The sequence below is a fragment of the Shewanella sp. GD03713 genome, assembly GCF_029843705.1.
In the GTDB taxonomy this organism is placed as follows: Bacteria; Pseudomonadota; Gammaproteobacteria; order Enterobacterales; family Shewanellaceae; genus Shewanella.
Genome location: NZ_JAOCIW010000001.1, coordinates 1,096,244 through 1,119,328, shown reverse-complemented (window position 1 = coordinate 1,119,328; position 23,085 = coordinate 1,096,244). Strand labels below are relative to the sequence as shown.

Genomic DNA, 23,085 nt, shown 5'->3' with positions numbered 1-23,085 from the left:
CTCTTGCCCCCTAATCCTTATCTTTACGACCTTATCTCAAGTCTTAAGCTGGATGAAAATAGCTCGCGAGTCGTGCGGCTAAACTCGGCGGCAATAAGGGTTTATTACCGACGGTTGTTTTGCCATAAAAACCTTGCAGCTTGTCGATTAACTGCCAAAAACAGAGGTTTGCCGCCAATGCATCGAGGGCGGCGTACTGAATCTGCGCTTGGGATAAAGGCACCTGTTGCCAATTCGAGAGGGTAATTTTTTTAGGTTTATCGATGCGTTTATGCAGTAATGCCACCACCAATTGCCGCGTACCCATTTCCTTCCCAGCGCCGAGCTGCGCCATCGCCCAATTCAAATCGAGTCTAGGGGAGACCTGAATATCCCAATCCCGTTTCAGTGCTTGGCCATCGCCCCTTAATCCAATCCCCACTTTGAGGATCTGTTCATTTTCGAGCAAAGGTTTGAGCTCGGCGAGCCTCTCACCCAATACCGCCCGCTGAAATAAATAGCAGGCATCTGAGGTCGCCAATTGCACTAAGCTCAAGGGATGTTGAACACCCGGCTCAAAGCTTGCCCGCGTTTCGGTATCAAACCCCAGCACAGACTCACTGCTAAGTTGTTGTAATGCGGTGGCAAGCGTATCGGGTGTGACTAATTCCACCCGCATTTCGACCCGCATTTCCACTCGCATTTCGCCCTTTATATCCACCAGCGACAGTGGTTCGAGGTTTGCCAGCTCTGCATCGGTTAATCGCGTCGTTAGGGCGAGTTTTTGCTGAAACCATTGGAACTTAAGTTGCGAATCGGCTGCCGATAAGTCCCCCGCTTGTGACTCGGCTAACCCTGCAAGATATTGACTCCCAGCAGCATCCATCGCCGCGATAAGCTCGTCGGCATGTTCGCCTAATTCCTGACGCAGCCAAGCCAACTTATTGGGAGAAAGGCAATAACGCATTAATAGCATACTTCGTCCTTGAGCGTTGAAATAATCGCCGCGAGCACTCGCGCAACTCGGGTTAGCTGATCAGCAATAAAGGAGCAAAAACGCATCAGTTACGCAGCTTTTGGAATCCAGTCATCAGCAGTACCGCCACCGCGCCCGCCGCGATGCCAAAGAGCGCGTTAAGAATGCTTGGCGTCAGTAATCCAAGCACTGGGCCGACAACGGCAATGGTTTCCACAAATTGCTCGGCATGGTGGATTTGCTCGCCGACCCAATGTAATCCATGGGTTAGAATGCCGCCGCCCACCATAAACATAGCGGCAGTACCGATAATGGTTAAGCTCTTCATCAACACGGGCGCCGCACTCAGTAAGCCAAAACCCAACTTACGATTAAAGCGAGTAAAGCTCGACTCGCCCTGACGCTGGCTCAGATACAAACCCGCATCGTCCATTTTGACAATCGCCGCCACCAAACCATAAACGCCTATGGTCATCACAATACCGATAATGGCGAGGGTAAAAAATTGCGTCGTCAGCGACTTATCCGCGACTATGCCTAAAGTGATGGCGATAATTTCTGCCGACAACACAAAGTCGGTGCGAATTGCGCCCTTCACTTTTTCCTTCTCATAGGCCGCCAGATCGCTTATTTCGGGTAAGTCAGATTCGGCCTGCTCCGCATGTTTGTCTTTGCGATGGCTATAGCTGTGGTGTAATTTCTCAAAGCCTTCAAAACATAAAAACAAGCCACCGAACATCAACAAGGGCGTCACCGCCCAAGGAATAAAGGCGCTGATCAACATGGCCGCTGGCACTAAAATCAATTTATTGCGAAACGAGCCTAAGGCGACCGCCCAGACCACGGGTAATTCACGGTCGGCACTCACGCCTGTGACTTGCTGGGCGTTTAAGGCCAAATCGTCCCCTAATACCCCGGCGGTTTTCTTGGCCGCGACCTTACTCATCACCGCCACGTCATCCAAAATGGATGCAATATCGTCGAGTAAGGTTAATAAACTCGCCCCTGCCATACATGCTCCCTTAAACAAATAATGCTGTTTTTATCAATTCTGCTTTCGCCAATTCTGCTTTTACCATAGTAACTTAGTTAGATTAAGCCCGCCTAGCGAATCGTCAATAGCGAAATGGGCTTTATCTTAGGCACATCACTTATTTTAACGAGTTCGCTTAGTGATTAAATCCTTAAGCACATTAAGCCGAACACGGCATAAGATCACCGCCCAAGATCACAGCTACAGTGCAATAGCACCACACACTTTGATGGAAAAGAGTATACTAAGCCCAGAATTTTTACTCATTTGCCATTACAGGATGTCAACATGACTCAAGATGAAATGAAAAAAGCCGCTGGCTGGGCTGCTCTCAAATACGTTGAGAAAGACAGCATTGTGGGTGTAGGCACAGGCTCAACCGTCAATCACTTTATCGATGCTCTCGCCACCATGAAGGCCGATATTGAAGGTGCGGTATCAAGCTCAGAAGCCTCAACCCAAAAGATGAAAGCCCTTGGCATCCCAGTTTATGACTTAAACAGCGTCGATAAATTATCTGTGTATGTCGATGGTGCCGATGAAATCAACGGCCATATGGACATGATCAAAGGCGGCGGTGCGGCATTAACCCGCGAGAAAATCGTTGCGGCTGTGGCTGAAAAGTTTGTCTGTATTGTTGATAACACTAAACAAGTGGATATTTTGGGTGAATTCCCACTGCCCGTTGAAGTGATCCCTATGGCACGCTCTTACGTGGCCCGTGAACTCGTCAAACTCGGCGGCGACCCAGTGTACCGTGAAGGCGTTGTGACTGATAACGGCAACGTGATCCTCGACGTTTACAACCTTAAGATCATCAATCCTAAGGAATTAGAAGAGAAGATCAACGCCATCGTTGGCGTAGTGACCAACGGTCTGTTCGCGAAACGCGGCGCCGATGTGTTACTGGTTGGCACCCCTGAAGGCGTGAAAACCTTTACCGCTTAAGGCAAGGTGAGTCGAAAGACTCCCATGCGAGAAACAAAAATGCCAGTGCAACTGCACTGGCATTTTTTATGACCCTCATTTTTTATGACACTAAGGCCATTAAGCGATTACCACACTCGAGCCACTAAGCCCTTGAGGTAAAAACCTTCTGGGAAGGCGCTGCCAATCGGGTGATCGCTCGCCTGGCTTAAACGCTCGATAAATTGGATCTCACGTTTAGCATCCAGAGCCGCATCGGCAACGATTTTTTGGAACAGATCCGCAGGCATTAATCCCGAGCAAGAGAAGGTCAACAGCACCCCGCCCGGATTTAATAATTGCAGCGCAATCATATTGATATCTTTATAGCCACGACAAGCGCCATTGAGCTGCGACTTATTGTCGGCAAACTTTGGCGGGTCGAGTACGATCACATCGAAGGTTTTACCCTCATCACGGTACTGACGTAATAGCTTAAACACATCGGCTTCGTTGTAATGCACATTGTCATCATTTAAGCCATTGACTCGCATGTTCAAACGCGCAGTATCGAGGGCAAGTGCCGACACGTCGACGTTTTCAATGCTGGCGGCGCCCGCCTTAGCGGCGTATAGACCAAAGGTGCCCGTGTAGCAAAAACAGTTCAGCACCGATTTGCCCTTCACAAACCGCGCGGCCATGGCACGGTTGTCACGCTGGTCGAGGTAGAAACCAGTCTTATGACCCTTAGTCACATCGACGGCAATCTTGATACCGTTTTCTTCAATGATGACGGGCATTTCAGGCAGCGTGCCATGGAGCAGTCCCATGGTGGAAGCTAAGCCTTCTTTCTTACGGGAATCGACGTCTGAGCGCTCGTAAATCGCGCAATCGGGGTACAGCTCTGCGAGCACATCGACAATAGTGTCACGCCACACATCGGCGCCCATGCTCAGCAATTGGCAGACCAACACATTGGCGTATTTATCAATAGTGATACCGGGCAAACCATCGGACTCGGCGGCAATTAAGCGGTAACCGGTTAAGCCTTGCTCACGAATCAGATCGTCGCGTCCCGCTTGGGCACGCAGAATACGGCGCTTAAAAAACTCACGGTCAATTTCTTCTTCGCGATCAAAAGTCCAAATCCGCACTTGGATTTGAGACTCAGGAGACCAGGCACCACGGCCCAACCAATGACCATCATGGGCAACCACATCGACGGTATCGCCCGCTTCGGGTTTACCTTTAACGTTGTGGATCCCGTTGGAAAAGACCCAAGGATGACGACGCTCAAGGGACTTTTCGCGACCGGGTTTAAGTTTGATTCTGACTGCCATAGTACCGCCTTAAAAAAGTACCGCCTTGCTAAATTGAACCGCCACAACAAACTGCGTTAAGTTCGTCAGGCGCCGTCTTCAAAAAATGGAAGCGGATAATATACCTAATATCGTTTGAGCGCGAGCAATCCACCGTAAACAACGCACGTCCACCGTCAACAACGCGCAATAGTGCCGCGCTAATTGATGGCGATCATAGCTTAGTTTTCGCCGCAAAACCCACTTACCACAGCCGATTTTTGGCAAGCCAGCACGATTTTCGACGAGAGAAACAGGATTTTGCTGAAAGATATTCTCGCCCCTTAAGGTCTTATCCCAGTAACAGGACTTAAGCAAAAGCTGCACAAGCAACTAGGCTTATTCCTGTGTTTATCCATCCGCTTTATATGCTGCCTATTGGTGCTGTCGTTATAAAAGCAAGCTAATCAACAAGATGACTCATGTAGTCAGAATGCAAAGGAAGAGACCATGAATAAGAAAGCCCAAACCGCACTTTCAGGTGCAGCACTTGCTATGGCCATGGCCGGTATGGCAAGCCAAGTGAATGCAGCAGAACCTATGACCAGCGCCGACAGTAGCGACCTCGTCCACTGTTATGGCGTGAATACCTGTAAAGGCCATAACGACTGTAAAACCGCAGATAACGCCTGCGCCGGACACGCCAGCTGTAAAGGCAGTGGATTTGTGGCTATGCCAACCAAGAGTTGTGGCGATGTCGGTGGCAAAGTAGCCGATGATTGGGTGGGCAAAATCGCCAATACCGAGCTAGTACACTGCTATGGCATCAATACCTGCAAAGGCCATAACGACTGCAAGACCGCTGACAATGCCTGCGCCGGACACGCCAGCTGCAAAGGCAGTGGTTTTGTGGCCACCCCAGCCAAAGCCTGTGGCGACTTAGGTGGCAAGGTCGGCGCCTAAGGCTTACCCGCAAGCTTGGCACAGAGGAAGAAGCGGCCGGAATCTGGGCCGCTTCAGTCACTCAGTCATCATGAGGTTGATACATGGATAAACAGCATCTCACTCACCCCACCCTAGGTTTTGGTTTAGGGCTGCGAACCCAGCACTTCGACCATGTGCTTAGGCATCAGCCCGAAGTCGACTGGTTCGAGATACTCTCGGAAAACTTTATGGTCGCAGGCGGAAAACCCCGCTATTACCTGAGTGAGATTGCCGAGCGTTATCCACTGGTGATGCACGGCGTTTCTTTATCCATCGGCAGCACAGATCCACTGAATATGGATTATCTTAAGGCGCTCAAACAACTCGCGAATGAAGTACAACCCCAATGGATTTCGGATCATATTTGCTGGACCTCCATCCACGGCATCAATAGCCATGACTTATTGCCCCTACCCTACACCGAAGAAACCGTAAGACACGTGGCCGAGCGCATCGGCATAGTGCAGGACTTTTTAGGCCGCCGCATTCTGATGGAGAACGTCTCCAGCTATTTGTCCTACCAAGACTCCACCATGAATGAGTGGCAATTTGTTAACGCAGTAGCCGAGGAGGCAGATTGCCTATTACTGTTAGACATCAACAACATCTATGTCAGCGCCCGTAACCATCAGTTCCCCGCTGAGGATTATCTGCTGCAAATCGCGCCTAATCGGGTGCAACAATTTCACTTAGCGGGTCACTCGGATTACGGCGACTATGTTATCGACACCCATGATCACGACGTTTGTCCCAGTGTGTGGGAGCTGTATCGGCAGGCATTAACCCGCTTTGGTGGCATCAGCACTATGATTGAGCGCGATGCCAATATCCCCGAATTTAATGCATTAGAAGCCGAGTTGGCGATTGCCCGTAACATCGCCCGCACTACGTTAGGCGAGTCACATCCTCTGGTTTACAGACCGCGGCAGGAGACGGTGGCATGAGTCAACTTCGCGAGATCCAACAGCAATTTATGGATTATCTGCTGGCATGCGCCGCCCAAACGCCGATACTAGAAACCATAGAAAAATCCTTTAGTGACAAAGTTGCCGAGCAAGGCGGCGTGGGGCGCGATATCCGCATGCAGATTTACGCCAATGCCTATCGCATTCGCTTAACCGAAGTCCTCGATACCGACCATGAAATACTCGGTCTGTATTTGGGCGATGACTTATTTGCGCGCATGGCCAATGGCTATATCGCCCACCAGCCCTCACGTTTTACCTCGTTACGCCAATTTGCCGATGCCCTGCCCGACTACTTAGCCAGCGACGCTTTTTTTAGCCAGTATCCGATTATCAGCGATATCGCCAGATTCGAGCGCAGACTACTCAACACCTTCGATGCCAAGGATGAACAGCGCGCAAGTTTTGCGGCGCTGCAATCCTTACCCGCCGATGCTTGGCCCTATTGCCAACTGCGTTTTCACCCTAGCGTGCAGCTTTTTGAGTGTGCCAGCAATGCGGTCGAAATCTGGCAAGCCTTAAAGCATCAACAAGTCCCGCCCGCGCCCGATTATCAAGGTAAACGCGCTTGGTTACTCTGGCGCGGTGAAAGCCGTTTAACGGAATTTATTTCCCTCGCTGAATACCAATTCGCCTTGATTCAAGGATTTATTCACGGCGCCAATATTGCCGAGCAATGCGAATTGATGCTGAACTTTTTTGCGCCAGAAGAAGCCATGCAGCAGCTGTTGCAATCGCTGCAAGCTTGGTTTCAATTAGGCTTGATATTGAGTGTTCAATCGAATGATTAAGGCATCAGCCGCTCTATACACAAGCAGCGGCTCGAACCGCTAACGCCGCAGTGCCAACTCCACCATCACGGGCGCATGGTCGGTACTATAGGCATCTCGCTCATATTCGGGCCTGACTAAATGTCTATCACAGGTCTGATAATCCACCACTTGCGCCAAACTGCGGCTATCGCTGGCATCAAACTCATTGGAGAGCAACACATAATCCAGCACAGATCCTTTAGGGCCATAGTAATGGGTGGGCGCCCTATGCTCACGGTAATGGACGGCGTTATCGGCTACATTGGCTTCGATAAACAGCTCATAAGCATCTTGTAATCGATAGTGGGCAAACACTTGCGCTAACATCACATCGGATAAATGCCCAAGCCCAGCGGCTTTAATATCGTTACTGTGCAGCGCTTCGCCTTGGAGGGTTAACGCATCCAACGCGCCTAAGGACAAACTATCGTTAAAATCCCCCATCAGGATCACCGGATGTTTGGCACTCTGTCTTCTGGCGAGTATGGCATGGAACAGCAATGCCGCCTCGGCGCCCCGCTGCATGGTCGACGCCCAGCGCCCGAGGGCCTGTTCGGTTAATAGCTTAGTCTCGGCGTGTAACTTAAGATCCGACGGTGCATTTAACGACAAGCCCAAGGGATGCGGCTCTAAAGCCAATCCCGGCCGCTTAGATTTAAAATGAACCACATAGCAATCACAGGGGCCAATCTGCGGCACCGCCACCGTCGCCCGTAACACTTTACGGCTAAAGCTAAATTCGCTCGACAGGCCCATCGCCGCCACTAAGTGCGCCTCTGGTTCGATAGCATGTACCTCTAGGATAAGGAAGCGAGACGCCAAAGCCACCACAGGGCTTTGGTAGATATAGTCACTGACCAAGGTTGCACTATCGACCACCGCAAAGTGAGTGAGTCCCTGCTGCAACGCAAGCTGGCGTAACGGTTCGGGGCTAAATACCTCCTGAAACCCAACAATATCCGGATGATGTTGAGCCAATAACTCGCTAAACCACTGGCACTTTTTCTGCCATTGGCCGTGGCTATAGATATTCTCAAAATCGTAAAAGGCTGAGGGCGGCTCGATAAAGTTAAATAGATTCACAGTCGCAATTTTAATATTCGATTGCGTCGCCTCGGTCGAACTCGACAATTCTGGGGAATGCTGCGCCACGGTATTATTCCTCCTTAGCCAAATCATGCTCTCAACAGCGCCTTTAACGGATTTACGCATCAAAATGACCTATTTCCCCAACGACTTAGGCAAGAGATGCCATCTTAAGGCGTGATACCCAAGGTTATACCTAAATCGATTTGCTCATCAATCACAGCATGCTCATTGCCACCAGCAACCTAGGCAAGAAAGCCCATAAAACCAACAAGCAACCCACTCACTGAGAACACTTAACCACCAAGACGCAACAAGATTAAAACCAACTAACTCAATTCACTCAAGAATAAAAACCAAATTCAAACATAAACATAGTGAATTGGCACTCGGGTTTGACTTTGCGTTTTCGCGGTTTAGAATCTAGCCACTTTTATCATTGCGGAGACCCACTGTGGGCACACACATAAGTGACAGTAGATGCCCTGTCCAAGTGACAGGATTAAACACCTAGCACTAGCCCGCAATGTTTTTGCTGCTACCTGCTAGGCAGGGTAGTAGCGTGACGCTTCCTCACTCCACTCCCATATATTCAATTTGAGCCTTTACCCATGGCCAATCATGTCAGCGCGTGCGCTCGGCTATTGGTTTTATCCGGCCTTTGGCTGGAGGGAAAGTGCTGACCATTGAATACATCTTCACGCATGTTTTGCCCCAGTAGGCTTCCCTTACTTTGGGAGTTTACCTATGGCTTATATCAAACATACATCCACCTTAGCCCGGCATCCTTTGGCCCTCTTTGGGCTATGTCTTAGCGTCACAGCGAACGCTTCTTTACTGGACGTTGATGATCCCGGCATCGCCGAGCGTTGCGAGCTGCAACTCGGCTGGCAACAACCTAGATCGGATCACTCTGCGACAGCACTCAAAACGGCGGCAACCTGCAACCAAGGACAATGGGAATGGCACTTAGGGCTTGAACATCAACATCTAAGCGTTGAAGAACAAGCAGACAGCAGCAAGAACCAACAGCAAGCCGAGCTGGGCATTAAATTACCCTTGTCTATCGACACTGGCCCTTGGCAGAGCGCGCTGGCTATTAATCTGCAACACCATCATCAAGAGCCACACCCCATTGCCACAGAAGTGCTCGGCATTATGGGATATCAGATGGCGGAGCGGGATTTACGCCTCTATAGCAATTTGGGCTTTTATCAACACGCGGCTCAGTCGCCACAACTGATCGCAGGCATCGCCATTGCCTTAGCGCAGAGCGAAGATCAGCAATGGATCGGCGAAATTTATCGCAAAGCACCCGAGGCACACGCCTACCGTCTTGCCTATCAATGGTTACTCAAAAGACAGTGGCAACTCGAGTTCAGCCTAGGCAATGACCTTAAGGGAAACGCCCAGCAATTCGGTGCTGATATCACTTTTTTCTTTGGCTAATAGCTCGTTGGGAGAATGACCTATGAACATGAACAACAACCAAAAAAACACTAAGCAAATCATCTTAGCCCTGCAAATCATCCTAGAACAACGCGACAGCGAGAGCATGGTCGCCTTGGCCAAAGAGCGCCATTCCGCGGACATTGCCACCGCGCTCAGCACCTTTAGTCAGTCGCAGCAATTAGTGTTTTTGCAACTGGCACCGGCAAAAGTTGCCGCCGATTTACTGCGCTATTTAAGCGATGAGCAGCAAGCCGCATTAGTGCAACAGCTTGATAAAGCGACACTATCGTCGCTATTACTGACGATGGCGGCGGATGAGCGCGCCGATCTCTACAATCTGCTTGAACCCGAGCAGCAAAAACTCTTCTTGCCAGTGTTAGCGCAGGCTAAACGGGAAGATCTGCGTACCTTAGCCGCCTACGATAAAACCAAGGTCGGTGCGGCGATGACATCGGATTACACCTTACTCAATAGTCGACATACCGCCGCCCAGGCGATTGATATGCTTCGCACGGAAACCGCCGACAAAGAAACCATATATCAAGCCTATGTGGTTGATATGTTGGGACGCTTAATTGGTACAGTCTCGCTACGGCAATTACTGCTGGCTCAGCCAGAAGAACGGGTGGTCGATTTTATGAAGCCCAACCCCATTGCCTTGGATGCCAACGCCCAATGCCAAGAAGCGGTGCAGATGATCGCCCATTACGATCTGCTGGCCCTGCCCATCATCAATGGTAAGGGGCAATTGGTCGGGATTGTGACCTATGACGATGCGATGGATATTGCCAGCTCACAGGCCGATCTCGAGTTCACCAAAACCGCGGCCATCGGCAATATCGAACACAATTTAAAGACCGCAAGCATAGGGCTACTCTACCGTAAGCGCGTGGTCTGGTTGGTGATTTTGGTCTTTGGCAATATCTTCTCCGGGGCGGGCATCGCCTTTTTCGAAGATACAATTTCGAGCTATGTGTCTTTAGTCTTCTTCCTGCCCTTACTTATCGACAGCGGCGGTAATGCAGGCTCGCAATCCGCTACCCTAATGGTGCGGGGATTAGCCACGGGCGAAGTGATACTCAAGGATTGGCTCTCACTGCTAGGGCGCGAGTTAGGGGTTGCGGGATTACTCGGTGCCAGCATGGCGCTGGCGGTGTCCTTGCTCGGTTTCTGGCGCGGCGGCCCTGAAATTGCCCTCGTCGTCGCACTGACCATGCAAATTGTGGTGATCATTGGCAGCCTGATTGGTATGTCACTGCCCTTTTTACTCAGCAAGTTAAAAATGGATCCAGCTTCAGCCAGCGCGCCACTTATCACCTCAATAGCCGATATCATTGGTGTGCTGGTTTACTTTAGTATTGCCACTCTGATACTCGACTTACCAACGGCATAGGTCGATGACCTTCTAACAAGTCGTCACAGCGTTTGCAGTCAAATGCCACTGTGACGCACAGATTGGTGTCATAGCTTAAAACCACCATGGGAAGACAAAGGCATTTATCGCTCTGTCTTCCCATCTGGTTGAGGCCCGTTATTTGCGCCAGTTCATAAATTTGTTGTTTATTAAGAAAATGATAAGAATAAAACGCTGGGGTAGATTACGCTTTTACTAGCCGCATTTTGATTTAACACCTGCCTCACAGGAATCGCCCATTAATCGGCGAACAAGCTGCTGCCATAACAATATCGACAAAGGTTTAGAGGTTTTTATGTGGTTTCATTCCAAACTCAAAGCAGAAAACGAAGCGCTTAAACAGCGGCTGATGGATCAACAACACAGACACGAATTGGAAATTGAAGAGTTAAAAAACATGGCCCGAGAAAACGAGGCCATGCAGCAACAGTCCCGTCAGCATATTGATCTGTATAGCGAAGTCATCGCCTGCCAAAACCAAGGCGGCGAGATGTTAAATGCAGTGAGAGAAGGCCTAGCCAGCAGCGCCGAATTACTCACCGAAGAACAGGCTGCGCTGTCTGAATTAGACAAAATATTTGATCAAACACGGGTAGCAATTGCCAATTTAGGTAGCCGCGCGACTGACATCAACAAGCAAGCCACCAACAGTATGGATGCCGTAACCGAGCTGAATAACACTACCTCATCAATTAATCAGTTTGTCTCCGCCATTCAAGGCATTTCAGAGCAAACCAACCTACTCGCCCTCAATGCCGCCATCGAAGCGGCTCGTGCGGGAGAAGCTGGCCGAGGCTTTGCTGTTGTCGCCGACGAGGTAAGACAACTCGCCAGCAAGGCCCACGAGGCCAGTAGCCAAATTGAAAAACTGGTAAAACAGATTGTGGCACAGGCGTCGAATATCAAAGAAATTGTGCACAACAATCAAAACAGCGCCCTCGATGTCGCCTCCTCTTCGGCTCAAATCGGCCAAGTGGTTGAAGATGTACTCCAACGCTCCCACAAAATGCAGCAGGTGATCCACAATGCGGCGACCGCTTCTTTTTTAAATACCACTAAACTCGACCACGCAGTATGGAAGAGCCATGTGTATCAATTAATTGAGAAGAATCAACATAACCACAGTGTGAACTCCCATACAGAGTGCCGTTTGGGGCAATGGTATTTCAAAGGATTTGGCGCGGAAAATTATCAGCATTTAAGCAACTTTAAAGCTCTCGACGCTCCCCATAAAGCAGTGCACGATGCGGGTAAAGCGGCGCTGGCAGCAAAACAGAAAGGCAACTTAGCTGACATGGTAAAGCAGTTACATGCTATGGAAGACTCGAGTATGCGGGTTGTGGCTTGCCTCGATAATCTACTGCGAGATGTGTATCGCCAGTAACTCGCAAGTGTCAGCAGAGATGAGCGCCCTTGGGCGCTCTTTTTATTGCTAAGTCTCTCTTCCCTTCCCGCTCCTGCACTCGTAGTAGGGGAAATTCACTATCTATGTGCCGTTGCCTGCAAGAGCCATTGCGCCATCACAATCTACAAATACCCTAGAGCCGCCTTGATAGCCTAGGGCTTATCAACTTTACTTCATTGAGAGCATGCAGTGAGACTTGCTGATAACAGTTTCATTTTTAGGGTGATTAATGAAGTTTGTCACACACATACTACTTGCGGTATGCCTGTGTATTCTTCCGTACCGGGCGCTTGCCGCCCTCAGTATCTATACCGAAGAATGGGCTCCCATTAGCTTTTCCGTCGACGGCAAACCCGATGGTTTAGCGGTGCAAGTGGTGCAAGAAATTCAAAAGCGCGTGAATAATCAGGATCCCATCAAGGTCGTTCCCTGGGCTCGCGGTTGGAAGATAATGACGGAGCAACCTAATACAGTGCTGTTTGCCATGACCAGAACGCCAGCACGGGAACAACTGTTCAGCATGATAGGCCCTATCGCCACGGGGACCATTAACTTCTATGCCCTAAAAGACAGCCAACTCAAGATTAACTCGATTGATGATGCTAAACAGGCGAAAGCCGTGGGTGTATATCGCTCTTCCGTGGAAGATCAATTATTAATGGAGCATCAGTTTACCAATATTGCCCCTTCTACCACGCCGTTACTGAGCGCGAAGCAACTGATGAAAAAGCGTATCGATTTATGGTGCAATACTAATCTCACCGCACCGAGTATTCTCGCCGAAGCGGGCGCGAGTATGGATGAGGTCAAATCCCTCTACACGATCAGCGAAAATCATCTCTACATTTCGTTTTCGAAGGGAACCCCCAACAAAGAAATAGAACAATGGAAAGAGGCGCTTATCAACATCAAGGCCGATGGCACCTTTGCACAAATTTATCACCGCTGGCTGCCCAATGATGCGCCGCCAATGGAAACCGAGCGCGTTGGACAATAAATCTTTAGTACAAGGTGTTGAGTGTAAAAAGAAAGGCCGGATAACTTAGTTATCCGGCCTTTTGATGACAGAGGCTTATGGCTTATTTTGCCAATACGCGCTGATGCAGCTCTTGCACTGACGTCACGTTAGTGCGGTCGTCCGCAGCGTGTGCCATACAAGTGGCGAATGCGGCGTTCATGGTCGTGGTGTAGTTCACTTTGTAACGCAGTGCACCGCGACGTAATTGACGAGAGTCTTCAATCGCTTGACGGCCTTCGGTGGTGTTCACTATGTAGGTGTACTCACCGTTCTTGATGCGGTCAAGAATGTGTGGACGGCCTTCGTGCACCTTGTTCACTAAGCGTGGGTTGATACCCGCTTCACCTAGGATTACCGCAGTACCGTGGGTGGCATCGATTTGATAACCCAGCTCAATCAACTTAGCGGCTAAGTCGGCAACACGTTTCTTGTCGCTGTTACGCACAGACAACAGCGCACGACCAGACTTAGGCACTTCAGAAGTCGCACCTAACTGCGCCTTAGCATAGGCTTCGGCGAAGGTATCGCCCACACCCATCACCTCACCTGTTGAGCGCATTTCAGGGCCTAACAGTGGGTCAACGCCAGGGAACTTATTAAATGGCAGAACCACTTCTTTCACTGAGTAGAAAGGTGGGATCACTTCTTGAGTGAAGTTTTGCGCCTTCAAGCTTTGACCCGCCATCACACGGGCGGCAATCTTAGCTAACGGCACGCCAGTAGCTTTCGATACGAATGGCACGGTACGCGCTGCACGTGGGTTAACTTCAATCATGTAGATTTCGTTATTCTTCACGGCAAACTGTACGTTCATCAGACCGACAACACCCAGCTCCATCGCAAGCTTTCGTACTTGCACGCGCATTTCGTCTTGGATTGCTTGGCTTAAGGTGTAAGGAGGCAGTGAACAGCCTGAGTCACCTGAGTGAACCCCCGCCTGCTCGATATGCTCCATAATCGCGCCGATAACCACGGTTTCACCGTCACACACTGCATCGATATCCACTTCAATAGCATCGTCGAGGAAGTGGTCTAACAGTACTGGCGAAGCGTTAGATACGCTTACCGCTTCGTTGAAGTAGCGCAGTAAATCCTGTTGGTCGTAAACAATTTCCATCGCGCGGCCGCCCAGTACGTAGGATGGACGAACAACTAATGGATAACCGATACGCTCGGCGGCAATCACAGCACCTTCAACGGTGGTGACTGTATCGTTTTCAGGCTGTTTCATTTCCAGACGTTGAATCGCTTGCTGGAAACGCTCACGGTCTTCTGCACGGTCAATCGCATCTGGGCTAGTACCAATAATTGGCACACCCGCCGCCTCAAGGGCGCGAGCCAGTTTCAGCGGAGTTTGACCACCGTACTGTACGATAACGCCCTTTGGCTTCTCGATACGGACGATTTCTAGCACGTCTTCTAGGGTAACAGGCTCGAAGTACAGACGATCTGAAGTATCGTAGTCGGTAGAAACGGTTTCAGGGTTACAGTTCACCATGATGGTTTCATAACCGTCTTCACGCAGGGCTAATGCCGCGTGCACACAGCAGTAATCGAATTCGATACCTTGACCGATACGGTTTGGACCACCACCTAACACCATGATTTTCTCACGGTCAGATGGGTTCGCTTCACACTCTTCCTCATAGGTTGAGTACATGTAAGCGGTGTCGGTGGCAAATTCAGCCGCGCAGGTATCTACGCGCTTGTAAACTGGGTGGATGTCGAAACGGTCACGCAGTTTACGGACTTCAGTCTCGTTTACGCCAAGGACCGCCGCCAGACGCGCATCGGCAAAACCTTTACGCTTAAGCTTACGCAGCAGTTCTTCGTTAAGACCGGCTAAACCACCTTCGGCCACTTGGCCTTCCAGCTTAATCAGCTCTTCAATCTGGACTAAGAACCATGGGTCGATGTTGGTTAAACGGAAGATTTCATCCAGGGTTAAACCCGCACGCATAGCGTCGGCAATGTACCAAATACGGTCACAGCCTGGCTCTTTCAGCTCGAGGCGAATGCGCGCTAAGGCATCGGGTTTGGTTAAGTCAGTGATTGGGTCAAAGCCGTGACGGCTCACTTCTAAACCGCGCAGGGCTTTTTGCAGTGACTCTTGGAAAGTACGGCCAATCGCCATCACTTCGCCCACTGACTTCATCTGAGTGGTTAAGCGATCGTTTGATCCGGCAAACTTTTCAAAGTTAAAGCGAGGTACTTTAGTCACGACGTAGTCGATGGCTGGCTCGAATGACGCTGGCGTGCGACCGCCAGTGATGTCGTTCATCAGCTCATCGAGGGTGAAACCGACCGCTAACTTGGCGGCGATTTTCGCAATCGGGAAGCCCGTTGCTTTAGACGCCAGTGCCGATGAACGTGATACGCGTGGGTTCATCTCGATGATAACCATACGGCCATCTTTCGGGTTGATACCAAACTGTACGTTCGAACCACCGGTTTCAACACCAATCTCACGCAGTACCGCCATAGAGGCGTTACGCATCAGTTGGTATTCTTTATCTGTCAGGGTTTGTGCTGGGGCAACGGTAATAGAGTCACCAGTGTGCACGCCCATTGGGTCGAAGTTTTCGATAGAACACACAATGATACAGTTGTCGTTACGGTCACGAACCACTTCCATCTCGTATTCTTTCCAACCGATTAAGCTCTCGTCTATGAGCAGCTCTTTGGTTGGCGATAAATCTAAACCTTGAGAACAGATTTCTTCGAACTCTTCCTTGTTGTAGGCGATACCACCGCCCGAGCCACCCATAGTGAATGATGGACGAATAATACAAGGGAAACCAACGAGGTCGAGTACACCATAGGCTTCTTCCATGCTGTGGGCGATGCCCGCGCGTGGACACTCTAAGCCAATGCTCTTCATGGCTTTGTCGAAGCGGCTACGGTCTTCTGCTTTGTCAATCGCATCGGCGGTTGCACCGATCATTTCAACGTTGAATTCAGCCAGTACGCCTTTAGCTTCAAGCTCAAGGGCGCAGTTCAGTGCGGTTTGGCCGCCCATAGTTGGCAGAATCGCATCAGGACGTTCTTTAGCGATAATGTTGCGTACCACTTCCCATTGGATTGGCTCGATGTAAGTGGCATCGGCCATTTCAGGGTCGGTCATAATGGTGGCAGGGTTAGAGTTCACCAGAATGACGCGGTAACCTTCTTCACGCAGGGCTTTACAGGCTTGAGCGCCTGAATAGTCAAACTCACACGCCTGACCAATGACAATCGGGCCTGCACCTAGGATAAGAATACTCTTTATATCTGTACGTTTTGGCATTGCTTCTCTCTTCTCCTAGCTTGCGTATTACTTAGCGTTCTGACGGTATTGTTCAATAAGCTCGATAAAGTGATCGAACAGTGGGGCCGCATCGTTCGGACCAGGGCTCGCTTCAGGGTGACCTTGGAAGCTGAACGCAGGTTTGTCCGTCAGATGGATACCTTGCAGTGAACCATCGAACAGTGACTTGTGAGTCACTTTGATATTGGCAGGTAATGTGGCTTCATCGGCAGCAAAACCGTGGTTTTGGCTGGTGATCATCACGTTACCTTTTTCGATATTGCTCACTGGGTGGTTAGCACCGTGGTGACCAAACTTCATCTTTAAGGTTTTCGCGCCTGATGCCAATGCCAGTAATTGGTGGCCTAAACAGATACCGAAAATCGGCGTATCGGTTTTCAGGATTTGTTGAATCGCTTCAATCGCGTAGTCGCATGGCTCTGGGTCACCAGGGCCGTTTGAGAGGAACACACCGTCTGGGTTCATCGCTAACACGTCAGCTGCGGGTGTTTTTGCTGGAACAACGGTGACGTCACAGCCACGGTCAACCAACATACGCAGAATGTTTTGCTTAACGCCGTAGTCGTAGGCAACGACTTTGTACTTCAGCGCTTCGGCTGGAGTATCTTCAGGTAAGCCGCCCACTAAACGCCAGCTACCTTTACGCCATGGGTAAGCTTTCTCAGTCGTTACTTCTTTCGCTAAATCCATGCCCTTTAAACCAGGGAAGGCTTTAGCCGCAGCCAGTGCTTTCGCTTCATCTAAGTCAGCACCCGCCATGATGCAACCCGCTTGGGCACCTTTTTCACGGAGGATTCGAGTTAATTTACGAGTATCGATATCTGCGATGCCAACAACATTGTTCGCTTTGAGATAATCACTGAGGGTTTGCTGATTGCGGAAACTACTTGCTACGAGTGGAAGATCGCGAATGATTAAACCACAAGCATGAACCCCATTGGATTCGACGTCTTCATTATTGGTACCAGTGTTACCAATGTGGGGGTAGGTTAAAGTTACTATTTGGCGTGAATAAGAGGGATCAGTTAAAATTTCTTGGTATCCTGTCATGGAAGTGTTAAAAACAACTTCACCAACAGAGAGACCATCGGCACCAATTGCTGTGCCAGTGAATACGGTTCCATCTTCGAGTACGAGTAAGGCAGACTTTGTCAACGCGACCTCCATAAAGAGCCAAGCCACTGAAATATAATGTTTTTATGCTATGTTAAGATACCAATTTCCGCTTATTTACGAAATTTTGACAAATTCCAGCGAGTTTACAGGATAAATCCAAACTCGTCTACACCTTGGCATCTGAGTGCAAAAAAAAACGCCAACATGGCGTTTTTTCTGTTAATTCAAACCTAATACCTGCTGCATGTCATACAGACCCGGTTTTTGCTCCACTAACCAATGGGCGGCACGCATAGCGCCATTAGCAAAGGTCATACGACTAGAGGCTTTATGGGTGATCTCTAAACGCTCACCGATATCGGCAAACATGGCGGTATGCTCACCGACTAAGTCGCCCGCGCGCACAGTCGCAAAACCAATCGTTTCACGGTCACGCTCGCCAGTGATCCCTTCGCGGCCATAGACGGCGCATTTTTCAAGATCACGACCTAAGGTCTTGGCAATCACTTCACCCATTTTTAGCGCAGTGCCAGATGGCGCGTCTTTCTTATATCTGTGGTGACCTTCGATAATCTCGATATCGGTGTAATCGCCCATGACCTCTGCGGCCAACTCGAGCAATTTCCACATCAGATTGACACCCACGGACATGTTCGGCGCCATCACTACCGGCGTTTGCTCGGCAAAGGCATTGATCTGTTCTTTTTGAGCATGATTGAAACCGGTTGTGCCGATCACCATGGCTTTCTTATGGCGCACACACCAGTCTAAATGGACAATACTGGCCTCTGGCGCAGTAAAATCAATCAGCACATCAAAGTCATCGGTCGCATAGTCGAGCGAATCCATCACTAGGACATTTAACTTGCCCACACCGGCAAGCTCGCCCGCATCCACGCCAACTAAGCTTGAACCAGGACGCTCAATGGCGGCACCTAAGCGAATGTGCTCTTGATGATAAGCCGATTCAATAAGAGTCCGTCCCATGCGTCCACCCGCACCGACAATTGCAACTCTCACTTGTCCACCCATTTCAATCTCCTCAAACCTGTTCATCACTTCCATACAAAAACGCCTAAGACTGGCTTAGGCGTTTCGATCACATTAGACGATGTCTAATAACTCGACTTCAAACACTAAGGTTGAGTATGGAGGAATAGAAGCACCCGCACCACGCTCACCGTAAGCTAAGTGATGTGGAACGAATAATTTTAACTTGGTACCTACTGGCATCAATTGCAGGGCTTCAGTCCAGCCAGCGATAACGCCAGATACTGGGAATTCAGCTGGTTGACCACGAACAACAGAGCTGTCGAACACGTCACCATTGATGAAAGAACCATGGTAGTGAGTACGCACAGTGTCTTCGTAGGTTGGTTTTGCACCGCTACCTTGAACTAATACTTCGTATTGCAGACCAGAGTCAGTCACGATCACGCCCGCACGCTTCGCGTTTTCAGCTAAAAAGGCTTCGCCTTCAGCAGAAGCGGCAGCAGCAGCTTGCTCTTGAGCCGCTTGAATACGACGGCTGATCTCAGTGAATGCAACTTGCATATCTTGCATAGATACAGCGCTTTCAACGCCAGCAAATGCATCGGCTAAACCTGCTTGAACGGCAGCAATATCCACACCTTCAAAAGAATTAGCAGCCAGTTGCTCGCCCATTTGACGACCTACACCATAGCTTGCTTGCTGTTCAACAGTACTGAATTTATCAGACATAATTAACGACTCTCAATGTTCAATGGAATTTTGCGCGCCAGTTTACCATAGTTCCACGCCCTATGCTGATAAACTGACTGCTTATTTAACTTTGGTGGCGATTTTACGTAACCGATGCGTATTTATCCAGCAATAGCGCCTAATTGCGGCAAGATAAGGCCTGCCTCTAAACGAGCGCCACGCACTGAATGGCTATTTAGGCAACACGCATTGGTTTTTGATATTCGCCTTTGCGCTCTGATACAAAGGCTGCATTTGCCCCTGTAATTGCTCGAGTTGGGCGATGCGGTTGCTGTTTGATGGGTGCGTCGATAACAGCTCTGGCCCTTGGCTACCGCCCGCTTTCGACATATTGTGCCAAAGTACCACGCTCTGCGCTGGGTCGAACCCTGCCCGCGCCATCAACTCCAGCCCCATCACATCCGCCTCACTCTCCTGAGCGCGACCAAAGGGTAAAATCACCCCAACCTGCGCACCCAGTCCTAAGGCCGACATATATAAGTCACGGTTTGAGACGCCACTCGCGCCAAGGGCGGCATCGGCGATTTGCATCCCCATGCCCGTCATCTGCGCCCGTGAGACCTGCTCATTACCGTGCTGGGCTAATACGTGGGCCACTTCATGGCCCAATACAGTTGCCAGTTGGTCCGGGGTACTCGCGACGTTAAGTAAGCCGGTATACACGCCAATGTGTCCGCCGGGCAATGCAAAGGCGTTCACTTGCTCGGAGTTGAACAATACAACATCCCACTTCTGGGTTTGATCGGGCAGCACTGCAGTGACGCGATTCGCCACGCAATTTACGTACTGGGTGAGCTTTTTGTCGCTGCTGATCTTTTGCTGCTTTTTCATTTCTTCAAAAGAAGCATCCCCCATTTGCTGCATCTGTGAAGCCGAATACAGCAAGGTTTGGCCACGCCCCGTGGGCGATTTAGTGGTCGCGCAGCCCGATAATCCTAACGTGAGTCCAATCGCCACTAAGGCGAGTGATGTTGCTTTCATAGGGAACTCCTTAATCCGAACGAGGCCGAACCTCGCAGCCAAGTGACTCAACTGATCATGCTTAAGATTTTACTGAGATAGCAAGCAGAAGCCAAACGACATTCAGAACTTGCCTAGCAAGCATAAATGAACCAAGTGCCAGTTAAGATGCAATATATTCTTCCCTTAACATGGCATAGAGGTATTCATCGCCCCATGCGCCCTTAAAGAAGATGTTTTTCACATAATGGGCTTCGCGCCGAAAGCCGAGTTTTTCGAGTAATCTACAGCAGGCAAGATTGTCTACATCGGTTATCGCAATGACACGATGCTTATCTAATTCCACAAAGAGATAACCCAGCAATGCGCTCACGGCCTCAAACGCAACCTGCTGTCCTTGATACTCAGGCGCAATCGTAAAGCCGATCTCCATTTGCTGCTCATCAATAAAATGCAGTGCCACATCGCCCACTAAGATGGCAGGCGTCGCTGCCGATGCCTCAGTGACAATCGCCAATTGAAACCAAGTGTCCGCCGCGCCAAATTGTGCATAATCCATGTTCTCGAATAGCGCGACGGCATCGCTATAAGAGTAATCCGTCCAGCTTTGATATTTGGCGACCTTAGGCTCGGCTCGATAGGCGGTAAAAGCTTCGAGATCCGCTCGCTGAAATGCTCGAAGCGTAAAACGTTGGGTGGTTAAACCGTGATTTACCATATGGTGAAGTGCGTTACCTATCGTCAATGTCGACGCCATGCCTGCTCCTTTAATGTGAATAAACCGCTAATGTCAGTCAGTCCCTAAACTCGCTATATAGTTCGCCCAGCGGAAACAGATAAATAGCAACCAATAAGTATGGATAGCAACGCAGCCTCACTCTCAACGCTTGCCTTTAAAGGCTTTGATGCCGTGCTTATTAAGACTGCGACGATTCGCCTGCTTATCACGAGGTGGGCGCTTAGGCGCCACTTTATTATCAGCACCGTCCTCTCTCACTCTTTCGCTCGGCTTATCGGTCACAGGAAAGTCCGCCAATGATGCTAGCGGTAACTCACGCGCCGTCAAGTTGCGGATCGCGGTCAAGCTTGGCATTTCACCATGGCACACCAAAGAGATGGCAAGCCCATTAGCGCCTGCCCTTGCGGTGCGACCAATGCGGTGCACATACACAGGCGCACTCATGGGTAAATCTAAGTTGATCACCACAGGCAAGGCATCGACATGAATACCACGGGCCATTAAATCCGTCGCCACCACCACTTGAATGCGATTGGCTTTAAAGTCGGCCAAGGTCTGGCTGCGCACGATTTGATCTTTTTCTCCGTGCAGTGCAGCAGCATTTATCCCTGCCTTAACTAGTCGTTTCGCTATTGCATCCGCATCATCGCGAGCACTGATAAATACCAGCACTTGCGGCCATTGATATTGTTTGAGTAATGCAATCAATGCCTGCGCCTTACTGCCCTTATTGACTAAATACAGTCGCTCTTCGATGTCGGCGGCGACAGCATTGCGTGTATTGGCCTCAACTCGAAGGGGATTATTGCTCAGCAATTTACCCGCCAAGGAATCCAACGCCTCTGGCAAGGTGGCAGAAAACAGTAAGGTTTGCTTACGCTTAGGCATCATTGCCATCAGCTTTTGCACATCGGGCCAAAATCCCATTTCCAGTAAGCGGTCGGCTTCGTCTAGCACTAGGCATTTTATTGAGTCGAGACTGATATGGGACTGCGTGCATAAATCCAATAAACGCCCGGGGGTGGCCACGATAAGCCGCGGTTTAGCGGCAAGTTCGGCTAATTGGTCTTCCTGCACTATGCCGCCACAGAGGAGCTGAATCTTCAAAGAAGACGATAACTTACTCGCCAGCGCGTGCAGCGCTATCGTTACCTGCTGCGCCAATTCCCGTGTCGGCACCAGCACCAAGGCCTGCGCATTGCTGTCCAAAGATGGCACTGACTCAGCCCCCGCTAACCCCACTTGTTGCTGAAGTTGTTGATGGATGGCTTGTAGCAAGGGCAATCCAAAAGCCAAGGTCTTACCGCTACCGGTTTGCGATAGCGCTAACACATCTCGCCCCGCAAGAATCGCAGGAATCGCGAATTGCTGTACCCGTGTCGGATGCTTGAGCCCGGCAGGCAATACCGAACATAACGCCGCATTGACGCCAAGCTCGGCAAAGGTTAACGACTCTGGGGAAGACTCAGTGGAAGAAAAAGGCTTAGGAATGGTCATCACAACACCAATAAAAACATGGGAGCGAAAGTTTACGCAGAGTTGGCTGCTAATACCAATATAGTTTCGGCTTTGACTAAAGCCCTGGGATAGTTGTTTCGTCATATCCAGTGACGTATCGGATTACCAACTATCGACAAGCAATCATTGAGTTAAAGGTTTTTAAATCAAAGTCGTGGGTCTTCAACCCACACCCGACCAAGAGGGGATCAACAGCAATCCCCTCTTGGATCTCCCTTGCCGCCCTAGCGAAGTTACATGCATTAATGAGTCGCTTCGTGCTTATTCGAAAATCGCTAACGCTTCCGATGGTACATCCCCTATTTATTAAATAAAGAATCCGAAAGCTAACTCGGCATCCATGCCTCGCTCACGCGATTTTCTTCAACGCCCTC

19 protein-coding genes are annotated in these 23,085 nt (G+C 49.9%); 8 read left to right on the top strand and 11 right to left on the bottom strand.

The features are described 5' to 3' along the window. Positions 1 to 43 precede the first annotated feature (43 nt). Both N5E87_RS04925 and N5E87_RS04920 read right to left on the bottom strand, forming a co-directional pair. On the bottom strand, positions 44 to 955 hold the full coding sequence (locus N5E87_RS04925) for a 3'-5' exonuclease (protein WP_126512580.1): 912 nt from the start codon (positions 953 to 955) through the stop codon (positions 44 to 46). Between the two features lie 85 nt (positions 956 to 1,040). Then, entirely contained in the window at positions 1,041 to 1,967 is a 927-nt protein-coding gene (locus N5E87_RS04920; protein WP_126512578.1) for a DUF808 domain-containing protein, read from the bottom strand. A gap of 309 nt (positions 1,968 to 2,276) precedes the next feature. Here N5E87_RS04920 and rpiA point away from each other — a divergent pair, with 309 nt between their 5' ends. Next, positions 2,277 to 2,936, top strand: a complete 660-nt coding sequence (rpiA, locus tag N5E87_RS04915) for a ribose-5-phosphate isomerase RpiA (RefSeq protein ID WP_011621766.1) — start codon at positions 2,277 to 2,279, stop codon at positions 2,934 to 2,936. 107 nt (positions 2,937 to 3,043) lie between these two features. Here rpiA and N5E87_RS04910 read toward each other — a convergent pair whose 3' ends face one another. Then, positions 3,044 to 4,234 carry a class I SAM-dependent methyltransferase gene (locus N5E87_RS04910; protein ID WP_126512576.1) on the bottom strand — a complete coding sequence of 397 codons (1,191 nt, stop codon included), beginning with the start codon at positions 4,232 to 4,234 and terminating at the stop codon, positions 3,044 to 3,046. Positions 4,235 to 4,702: 468 nt separating this feature from the next. Between N5E87_RS04910 and N5E87_RS04905 the strand changes: the two genes are divergently transcribed. The 3 genes from N5E87_RS04905 to N5E87_RS04895 all read left to right on the top strand — a co-directional run bounded on the left by N5E87_RS04905 (position 4,703) and on the right by N5E87_RS04895 (position 6,932). Continuing rightward, positions 4,703 to 5,155: a hypothetical protein gene (locus N5E87_RS04905; RefSeq protein ID WP_126512574.1), complete on the top strand. Its 453-nt coding sequence runs from the start codon at positions 4,703 to 4,705 to the stop codon at positions 5,153 to 5,155. 83 nt (positions 5,156 to 5,238) lie between these two features. After that, positions 5,239 to 6,120 carry a DUF692 domain-containing protein gene (locus N5E87_RS04900; RefSeq protein ID WP_126512572.1) on the top strand — a complete coding sequence of 294 codons (882 nt, stop codon included), beginning with the start codon at positions 5,239 to 5,241 and terminating at the stop codon, positions 6,118 to 6,120. Next, positions 6,117 to 6,932: a DNA-binding domain-containing protein gene (locus tag N5E87_RS04895; protein WP_126512570.1), complete on the top strand. Its 816-nt coding sequence runs from the start codon at positions 6,117 to 6,119 to the stop codon at positions 6,930 to 6,932. Before N5E87_RS04900 ends, N5E87_RS04895 begins: the two co-directional genes overlap by 4 nt. A 39-nt stretch (positions 6,933 to 6,971) precedes the next feature. Here N5E87_RS04895 and N5E87_RS04890 read toward each other — a convergent pair whose 3' ends face one another. After that, positions 6,972 to 8,105 (bottom strand): endonuclease/exonuclease/phosphatase family protein, encoded by a 1,134-nt coding sequence (locus N5E87_RS04890; protein WP_086903365.1) that lies wholly within the window; start codon positions 8,103 to 8,105, stop codon positions 6,972 to 6,974. A gap of 681 nt (positions 8,106 to 8,786) precedes the next feature. Between N5E87_RS04890 and N5E87_RS04885 the strand changes: the two genes are divergently transcribed. The 4 genes from N5E87_RS04885 to N5E87_RS04870 all read left to right on the top strand — a co-directional run bounded on the left by N5E87_RS04885 (position 8,787) and on the right by N5E87_RS04870 (position 13,307). Continuing rightward, positions 8,787 to 9,488: a hypothetical protein gene (locus tag N5E87_RS04885; protein ID WP_086903366.1), complete on the top strand. Its 702-nt coding sequence runs from the start codon at positions 8,787 to 8,789 to the stop codon at positions 9,486 to 9,488. 22 nt (positions 9,489 to 9,510) lie between these two features. Further along, positions 9,511 to 10,884: a magnesium transporter gene (mgtE, locus tag N5E87_RS04880; protein WP_086903367.1), complete on the top strand. Its 1,374-nt coding sequence runs from the start codon at positions 9,511 to 9,513 to the stop codon at positions 10,882 to 10,884. Between the two features lie 316 nt (positions 10,885 to 11,200). Beyond that, on the top strand, positions 11,201 to 12,289 hold the full coding sequence (locus N5E87_RS04875; RefSeq protein WP_086903368.1) for a methyl-accepting chemotaxis protein: 1,089 nt from the start codon (positions 11,201 to 11,203) through the stop codon (positions 12,287 to 12,289). 250 nt (positions 12,290 to 12,539) lie between these two features. Then, positions 12,540 to 13,307, top strand: a complete 768-nt coding sequence (locus N5E87_RS04870; protein WP_086903369.1) for an ABC transporter substrate-binding protein — start codon at positions 12,540 to 12,542, stop codon at positions 13,305 to 13,307. Positions 13,308 to 13,389: 82 nt separating this feature from the next. On the opposite strand, the gene carB is transcribed toward N5E87_RS04870, so the two are convergent. From carB to N5E87_RS04835, 7 genes are all read right to left on the bottom strand, one after another. Beyond that, the gene (gene carB / locus N5E87_RS04865; RefSeq protein ID WP_086903370.1) at positions 13,390 to 16,614 is read right to left on the bottom strand and encodes a carbamoyl-phosphate synthase large subunit; all 3,225 of its coding nucleotides are present in this window, start codon (positions 16,612 to 16,614) and stop codon (positions 13,390 to 13,392) included. Between the two features lie 27 nt (positions 16,615 to 16,641). Next, a complete protein-coding gene (gene carA, locus N5E87_RS04860) occupies positions 16,642 to 17,802 on the bottom strand; it encodes a glutamine-hydrolyzing carbamoyl-phosphate synthase small subunit (RefSeq protein ID WP_086903371.1) in 1,161 nt (386 codons plus the stop codon). A 168-nt stretch (positions 17,803 to 17,970) separates the two neighbouring features. Further along, positions 17,971 to 18,783: a 4-hydroxy-tetrahydrodipicolinate reductase gene (gene dapB / locus N5E87_RS04855; RefSeq protein WP_055647169.1), complete on the bottom strand. Its 813-nt coding sequence runs from the start codon at positions 18,781 to 18,783 to the stop codon at positions 17,971 to 17,973. Between the two features lie 72 nt (positions 18,784 to 18,855). Beyond that, positions 18,856 to 19,473, bottom strand: a complete 618-nt coding sequence (locus N5E87_RS04850) for an FKBP-type peptidyl-prolyl cis-trans isomerase (RefSeq protein ID WP_055647162.1) — start codon at positions 19,471 to 19,473, stop codon at positions 18,856 to 18,858. A gap of 192 nt (positions 19,474 to 19,665) precedes the next feature. After that, entirely contained in the window at positions 19,666 to 20,475 is an 810-nt protein-coding gene (locus N5E87_RS04845) for a M48 family metallopeptidase (protein ID WP_086903372.1), read from the bottom strand. 142 nt (positions 20,476 to 20,617) lie between these two features. Beyond that, the gene (locus tag N5E87_RS04840) at positions 20,618 to 21,211 is read right to left on the bottom strand and encodes a GNAT family protein (RefSeq protein ID WP_086903373.1); all 594 of its coding nucleotides are present in this window, start codon (positions 21,209 to 21,211) and stop codon (positions 20,618 to 20,620) included. Between the two features lie 123 nt (positions 21,212 to 21,334). Then, on the bottom strand, positions 21,335 to 22,690 hold the full coding sequence (locus N5E87_RS04835; RefSeq protein ID WP_086903383.1) for a DEAD/DEAH box helicase: 1,356 nt from the start codon (positions 22,688 to 22,690) through the stop codon (positions 21,335 to 21,337). Positions 22,691 to 23,085 lie beyond the last annotated feature (395 nt).

What these genes read in the sequence shown, in the direction of transcription:
- N5E87_RS04835 (WP_086903383.1), bottom strand. Translation starts at nt 22,690, where the DNA reads ATGACCATTCCTAAGCCTTTTTCTTCCACTGAGTCTTCCCCAGAGTCG.
- mgtE (WP_086903367.1), top strand. Translation starts at nt 9,511, where the DNA reads ATGAACATGAACAACAACCAAAAAAACACTAAGCAAATCATCTTAGCC.
- carB (WP_086903370.1), bottom strand. Translation starts at nt 16,614, where the DNA reads ATGCCAAAACGTACAGATATAAAGAGTATTCTTATCCTAGGTGCAGGC.
- rpiA (WP_011621766.1), top strand. Translation starts at nt 2,277, where the DNA reads ATGACTCAAGATGAAATGAAAAAAGCCGCTGGCTGGGCTGCTCTCAAA.
- N5E87_RS04870 (WP_086903369.1), top strand. Translation starts at nt 12,540, where the DNA reads ATGAAGTTTGTCACACACATACTACTTGCGGTATGCCTGTGTATTCTT.
- N5E87_RS04900 (WP_126512572.1), top strand. Translation starts at nt 5,239, where the DNA reads ATGGATAAACAGCATCTCACTCACCCCACCCTAGGTTTTGGTTTAGGG.
- carA (WP_086903371.1), bottom strand. Translation starts at nt 17,802, where the DNA reads ATGGAGGTCGCGTTGACAAAGTCTGCCTTACTCGTACTCGAAGATGGA.
- N5E87_RS04910 (WP_126512576.1), bottom strand. Translation starts at nt 4,234, where the DNA reads ATGGCAGTCAGAATCAAACTTAAACCCGGTCGCGAAAAGTCCCTTGAG.
- N5E87_RS04875 (WP_086903368.1), top strand. Translation starts at nt 11,201, where the DNA reads ATGTGGTTTCATTCCAAACTCAAAGCAGAAAACGAAGCGCTTAAACAG.
- N5E87_RS04840 (WP_086903373.1), bottom strand. Translation starts at nt 21,211, where the DNA reads ATGGCGTCGACATTGACGATAGGTAACGCACTTCACCATATGGTAAAT.
- N5E87_RS04905 (WP_126512574.1), top strand. Translation starts at nt 4,703, where the DNA reads ATGAATAAGAAAGCCCAAACCGCACTTTCAGGTGCAGCACTTGCTATG.
- N5E87_RS04885 (WP_086903366.1), top strand. Translation starts at nt 8,787, where the DNA reads ATGGCTTATATCAAACATACATCCACCTTAGCCCGGCATCCTTTGGCC.
- N5E87_RS04925 (WP_126512580.1), bottom strand. Translation starts at nt 955, where the DNA reads ATGCTATTAATGCGTTATTGCCTTTCTCCCAATAAGTTGGCTTGGCTG.
- dapB (WP_055647169.1), bottom strand. Translation starts at nt 18,783, where the DNA reads ATGGGTGGACAAGTGAGAGTTGCAATTGTCGGTGCGGGTGGACGCATG.
- N5E87_RS04895 (WP_126512570.1), top strand. Translation starts at nt 6,117, where the DNA reads ATGAGTCAACTTCGCGAGATCCAACAGCAATTTATGGATTATCTGCTG.
- N5E87_RS04850 (WP_055647162.1), bottom strand. Translation starts at nt 19,473, where the DNA reads ATGTCTGATAAATTCAGTACTGTTGAACAGCAAGCAAGCTATGGTGTA.
- N5E87_RS04845 (WP_086903372.1), bottom strand. Translation starts at nt 20,475, where the DNA reads ATGAAAGCAACATCACTCGCCTTAGTGGCGATTGGACTCACGTTAGGA.
- N5E87_RS04920 (WP_126512578.1), bottom strand. Translation starts at nt 1,967, where the DNA reads ATGGCAGGGGCGAGTTTATTAACCTTACTCGACGATATTGCATCCATT.